This window comes from Humidesulfovibrio sp., from assembly GCF_035560995.1.
Classification (GTDB): domain Bacteria; phylum Desulfobacterota; class Desulfovibrionia; order Desulfovibrionales; family Desulfovibrionaceae; genus Humidesulfovibrio.
In genome coordinates, this window is sequence record NZ_DATMYK010000124.1 from 1 (window position 1) to 6,440 (window position 6,440).

Consider the following 6,440-nt stretch of genomic DNA (forward strand, 5'->3'; position numbering starts at 1 on the left):
CCACGCCCAACGGCCTGTTCGTGCCCGCCCAGGGCAACACCTCCGGCTACCTGGTGGAGTCGAACCCGCTGTACACCAACATCGACAACTTCCTGGGCAGCGACTACCTGGCCCAGAAGTACAATTTCAAGGCCGACGACGTGACCAAGCGCCTGGGCGACGCGGCCTACGAGACCTACCTGGTGCGGCAGCAGCTGGTGGCCCTTACCGGCAGCAATATTGTGGTGGGCGGCGTGACCACTGAAAAGGCGCAAATGCAGGCCCTGATGGACCACGCCGGAAGCCAGGCCAAGGCCCTGGGCCTTTCCTACGGCAAGGCCCTCACCGCCGCGCAGCAGTCGAGCCTGAAGGAAGACATGGTCTGGATGGTGGAGACCACCGTGAACGGCCAGAAGGTGCTGGCCCCGGTGGTCTACCTGGCCTCCGGCACCAGGGAGCTGTTCAACAACTCCGCGGGCGGCGGGCTCATCGCGGGAGATGCCGTCACCGCCAATGTCGGCTCCCTCACCAACACCGGCACCATTCGCGGCGGAAACGTCAACGTCACCGCCTCGGGCGATGTGCAGAATATCGGCGGCAGCATCAGCGGCGGCAACGTCAGCGTGGCCAGCACCGGCGGCAGCATCGTCAACACGGCCAGCGTCAGCGAGCAGGTCATCCAGCGCGGCGACGGCCACATCGACCTCAAGACCACCGTGGGCAAAGCGGGCACCATAAGCGGCGGCACGGTGAACATCGCCGCCGCCAAGAACGTGGAGAACGTGGGCGGCAGCATCAAAGGCGGCAACGTGACCCTCTCCGCCGGGGGCGACGTGGTCAACAGCGCCCTGGTGGCCACCAACGTCAGCGGTTCCAGCTACCGCGAGACCGTGGCCGCCACCGGGAGCATCGAGTCCACCGGAAGCCTCAAGGTGCAAGCCGGGCGCGATGTGCAGAACCTGGGCGCGCAGATGAAGTCCGGCGGCGACACGAGCATAAGCGCCGGGCGCGACGTGACCTTCGACACCGTGGCGCTCACCAGCCGCGACAGCACCACCTCATCCACCAAGGGCTTCGTCAAGAACGAGAACAAGCGCAGCACCACGACCACCGTGACCCAGGTGAAGGGCGGCGTGGACGCGGGCGGCGCGCTGGCCATCAAGTCCGGGGGCGACGTGACCCTGGCCGCCACGGATTTGAGCGCGGGCAAGAGCCTCGCCGTGGACGCGGCGGGCGATCTGAACATTCTGGCGCGCAACAACACCGCCCAGACCGTCACCGAGTCCAACAGCTCCGGCGTGGGCGTGGGCGGCGGCGTGCTGGGCACGGAAAAGAAGACCAAGGACCAGTTCGCCAGCCGCGCCGTGGGCAGCACCCTCACCACGGTGAAGGTGGGCGGGGCCGAATCCGCCCTTACCAACCAGAAAGGCAGCCTTTCTGGCGGCGATGTCAGCCTCTCCGCGGGCAAGACCGCCACTCTGGAGGGAGCCAAGATCAATTCGGGCGGCGCGGTGAACATTGCCGCCACCGACGTGCAGGTGCTGGAAGCGCGCGACGTGGACCGCACCACCACGCACACCGAGAGCACCTCCTACCTGTCCGTCTCCGGCGGGGATGGAGACAAGAGCTCCAGCGCCACCAAGGCCGGGATCAAGTCCGACGGTGTGGTCAAGGCCGGGGCCAACGCCTCGTCCACCCGCGACGCGGGCGGCGTGGACCTGGTGAAGACCACCACCACGGACACCTTTGACGAGACGACCAAGGCCGTGGGCACGCAAATCGCCTCGGCCGGGGGACTGACCATAACGGCCAGGAAGGACGCCACCCTGCGCGGGGCCGATGTGAAGGCCGGGGGCGACGTGAACCTCTCCGGCCAGAATGTGAACATCCTGGCCGCTCAGGACACCCACGTCTCCACCAGCGACAGCACCACCACACGGGTGGGCCTGTACGCCAGCAGCACCAACGCGGCCGATGCCAAAGCCGGAGCCTCGGCCGCGGCCAACGCCCAGCTGGGCGCGGCCAGCGCCAGCACCGGGGCCAATTCCACAGCCAACGCGGCTTCCAGCACGTCCATCGACGTGATGCGCACCTCCACCACCAGCACCAGGACCGTGGACATCACCAACCAGGGCACCACCCTGGCCAGCGGCGGAACGCTGAACATCAAGAGCGGGGAAGCCCTCACCGTGCAGGGCTCGGACCTTTCGGGCGAAAAGGGCGTGGACCTGAAGGCCAAGGATATGCGGTTCCTGGCCGCCCAGGACACCCACGACAGCACCACCAGCACCAGCAAGACCAGCGCGGGCCTGTATGTGGACGGCAACGCCAACGCCCTGGCCGGAGCCAACGCCAGCGCAAACGCCGGCCTGGGGGCCAACGCCGGGGCCACCGGCTCTTCCAGCGCCAAGGCCGTGGCCTCGGCGGGCGTGCAGGGCAAGAACGTCACCAGCAGCGAAAGCGAGGGCTCGTCCACCGCGCGTGTGTCCACCATCAGCTCCGGCTCCGGGTCCATCAGCCGTACGGCTGGAAATTCCATCACCGACGTGGGCACGAACATCGAGGCCGCGGGCGATTTCAGCCAGTCGGCCAGGACCATTGTGAGCAAGGCCGCGGAGAACACCAGCTACAGCACCAGCTCAAGCGTCACCAACACGGGCAAGGCCGGCGTGTACGCCAAGGCCGAGGCTGGCGCATCGGCGGAAGCCGGGGCCAACGCGGGGCTGGGTCTCGATGGCAAGCCCAAGGCCGAGGCCGGAGCGGGAACGGAAGCCAGCGCCAAGGTGGGCGCGGGAGTAAAGGTCAGCTATGCGCGCGATACCCTGGAGACTTCCGAATCCAGCAGCGAAGCCGTGGTGTCCAACATCAAGGCCGGGGGCAAGATCGCCAGCGTCTCCAGCGGCAAGACCAGCCTGGAGGGCACGCAGCTGAGCGCAGGCAAGGGCGTGAGTCTTGAGGCGGAGTCTTTGGACTTCAGCGCGGCCAGCAGCAGCAGCAGTTCCAGCGCCAGCGTGAGCAACACCAACGCCTCGGCCAGCGCGGGCGTTTCCCGGGGCACGGGCAAGGGCGTGGATGTGGACCTGGCTGGAGGAACCAGCAAGACCGAAAAGAGCGCGGGCAGCACCACCGCCACGGCGGGCAGCATCGCCTCCGGCGGCGACATCGTCATCAAGACCAAGGGCGATACCCGCCTGGTGGGCACCAACCTGGCCGCCGAGGGCGACACGACCCTGGCCTCTGGCGGCAACCTGAGCTTTGAAGCCGCGCGCGACACGGCAACGAGCGGCAAAACCGCCTACGACGCCAGCGCCAGCCTCTCCTACGGCAAATCCAGCGGAACCGGGGGCAGCAGTTCCGGCGTGGACGCGGGCGTCAGCGGCGGTTTCAGCACCGCCAGCTCCTCGTCCAGCACGGCCACGGCGGGCAGCATCAGCACCGGCGGCAAGCTGAACGTGAGCGCGGGCAAGGCGGCCAGCTTCGAAGGCACCAACATGGCAGCAGGCGGCGACGCCACCATCAGCGCCGCGGACGGCGTGACCATCAGCGCCGCGCGCAGCACCTCGCAAAGCGAGGCCTATGGCGCGCGCCTGGGCCTGGAGGCCGGCAAGGGCACGGAGACCAAGGCCGGAGAATCGAGCGCCAGCAAGAGCGCCGGGGCCACGGTGGAAGGCAATTACAGCCGCGCGAAGGAATCCACGGCCGAGGCGGGCAGCCTGGCCTCCGGCGGCAGCCTCAAGATCATCAGCGGCAAGGACGTGACCCTGGAGGGCACCAACCTTTCTGCCCAGGACAAGGCCGCCATCAATGCGGGCGGCAGCGTGAACTTCAAGGCCGCGGAAAGCAGCTCCGAGTCCGTGGGCGTCAGCGCCTCGGCTTCGGCCTCGGCCTCCAGGACCGATACGACGCCCACGGCGGCTTCCCCCACGGCGGCCAAGGCCAAGAACCCCGGCACGGGCGGCACTCAGGGGTCCGACGGCAGCGCCCAGAGCAACAAGGACCTGGCCGCCTGGCAGAAGACCCAGGCCTCCGTGGTGCAGCAGCTCAAGGACAAGCAGGCGGCGTCCACCGGCGGAGCCGGAACTGCGGCTCCGGCCAACGCGGCCGCTGCCAGCGCGGCTGCACCAGATTCCGGTCCCGCCACGGAGAAGACGAGCTCGGCCTCCGCGGGCGTGCAGGTCCAGACCAAGAACAAGACCGTGCAGAAGGCGGGCAGCATCAGCGCCGGAGCAGGCGGGGTGGAAGTCGTCGCTGGCGGCGGCGATGTGAACCTGGTGGGAACGAACATCAGCACCTCCGGCGACGCCAGCATCTCGGCCGCGCGCGACGTGAACATCAGCGCCGCCCGCAGCACGGAATCCGGCGTCAGCGTCAACGTGGCCGCCTCGGCCGACAGGAAGAGCGAGACTCCGGCCAAGGGCACCACCCCGGCTGCGAGCACGGGCAAGGCCGGAACCGCCTCCGGTACAGGTGGTCAGGGCGCTCCTGCCGGGCAAGGCGTCCAGGGCGGCACCGGCGCCAGCACCGGCTCCGGCGCCAGCACCGGCTCCGGCGCCAAGACTCCTCCGCCTGTGCCCACGGCCCCGAAGCCCGCCTCCGCCCGCGCCGACGCGGCCGCAGCCGCCAGGGCCAAGGCTGCCGCGACCACGGCCTCCGCGACCGAAACGCCCGCCGCCGGAACATCCGCGCCCGCCGCCCCGGCAGCCGCGGCGGGGACGGAAGCGCCCCGCGATCCCAACGTGTTCAAGGGCGAGGCCAAGAGTTCCGCCACCACGGCCAAGGATCCGGAGAACACCTCCAGCGCGTTCGTGGGCGTGGGCGGCGGCGGCAGCGAAACAAACAAGGGCGCGGCCATCACCACGGGCGGCGGACTGAAGATCAGCTCCGGCGGCAAAACCACCCTCACCAACACCAAGATTCAGGCCAGCGGCGGGGAAAGCATCGATGCCGCAGGCGGCGTGGAGCGCAAGACGGAGCGCGACTGGAGCGTGCTGAACGCCAATACCGACTCTGGCGCGGCGGGGACCAACCAGACCATCAGCAAGGTGCCCATGGCCAGCGGCACCGGCGGTACAGGCGTTCCCGGCGCGGGAACCGCCACCGGCACGGAGAGCGTCCAGGGCACCAACGCGGCTCCGCAGTCCACCCTGAAGGCCGCGCAGGGCACCGGTTCCAGCGCCACCTCTGGGGTGAAGAAGAACTAGGACGGAACGCATGCGCCTCTGAGAGGGATCCACGGTTCAGACCCCGGCCACGGCTCCCGGACGGCGGAAGCGCCAGCGGCCCGCAACGGCAACGTTGTGGGCCGCTTTCTTTTAGGGCGCGCGCCGCTCCTGTCGGATGCGGCCGGGTCTTGCGCTCCGGGGCCGGCATGGCTACCATCGCCGCAACGAAAGGGGCCTTCGCCCCGCCGCAAACCATCAGCCAAGGAGCCGCCATGAGCGCACTGCCCGCCAACACCAAGGATATCCGCATCGGCTGGATCGGCACCGGCGTCATGGGCGTTTCCATGTGCGGGCACCTCATGGCCGCAGGCCACCCGGCCACCGTGTTCAATCGCACCCGGGCCAAGGCCCAGCCCTTGCTGGACAAGGGCGCGCACTGGGCCGAAAGCCCCCGCGCCGTGGCCCAGGCCTCGGACGTGGTCTTCACCATCGTGGGCTACCCGGCCGACGTGCGCCGCGTGTACTTCGAGACCGACGGCGTGCTGGCGGGACTGAAGCCCGGGGCCATCGCCGTGGACATGACCACCACGAGCCCCAGTCTGGCGGTGGAGATTTACGAGGCCGCGAAAAAGCAGGGCGCGCAGGCGCTGGACGCCCCGGTTTCCGGCGGCGACGTGGGCGCGAAGAACGCCGCCCTGTCCATCATGGTCGGGGGCGAGGCCGAGGTGTTCGCCGCCGTGAAGCCCCTGTTCGAGCGCATGGGCCGCATCATCATGCACCAGGGCGCGGCCGGGGCCGGGCAGCACACCAAGATGTGCAACCAGATCGTCATCGCGGGCAGCATGATCGGCGTGTGCGAAAGCCTGCTCTACGCCACCCGGGCCGGGCTCGACCCCCAGGCGGTGCTTGGGGCCATCTCCAAGGGCGCGGCGGGCTGCTGGAGCCTGGAGAACCTGGCTCCGCGCATCCTGAAGGGCGATTTCGCGCCCGGCTTCATGATCGACCATTTCGTGAAGGATATGGGCATCGCGCTGGAGGAGTCCAAGCGCATGGGCATCAGCCTGCCGGGCCTGGCCCTGGTGGAGGGCCTGTACGCGGAGGCCGCCCGCGAAGGCCACGGCAAGGACGGCACCCAGGCCCTGTTCCTGGCCCTCAAGAAGCTCTCCGGCCTGTAGCCGCGCAAAGGCTGCGGAAACGACGCAGGGCCGCTGGCGCAAACGCCGGCGGCCCTGTTTTTTCGCATCACGGGCGTTGCGCGGGGCGCGTTATTTCACCGGGGCGGGGCAGCGGGCCACCAGG

The 6,440-nt window shown here is 69.3% G+C and carries 2 protein-coding genes; both read left to right on the forward strand.

Annotated features, from left to right (window positions below; all coding sequences use genetic code 11):
* A partial coding sequence (locus VN419_RS04945; RefSeq protein WP_325645060.1) for a beta strand repeat-containing protein occupies positions 1–5,180 on the forward strand: 5,180 nt, incomplete at its 5' end.
* A gap of 233 nt (positions 5,181–5,413) precedes the next feature.
* Entirely contained in the window at positions 5,414–6,316 is a 903-nt protein-coding gene (locus VN419_RS04950; protein WP_325645062.1) for an NAD(P)-dependent oxidoreductase, read from the forward strand.
* Positions 6,317–6,440: the final 124 nt, after the last annotated feature.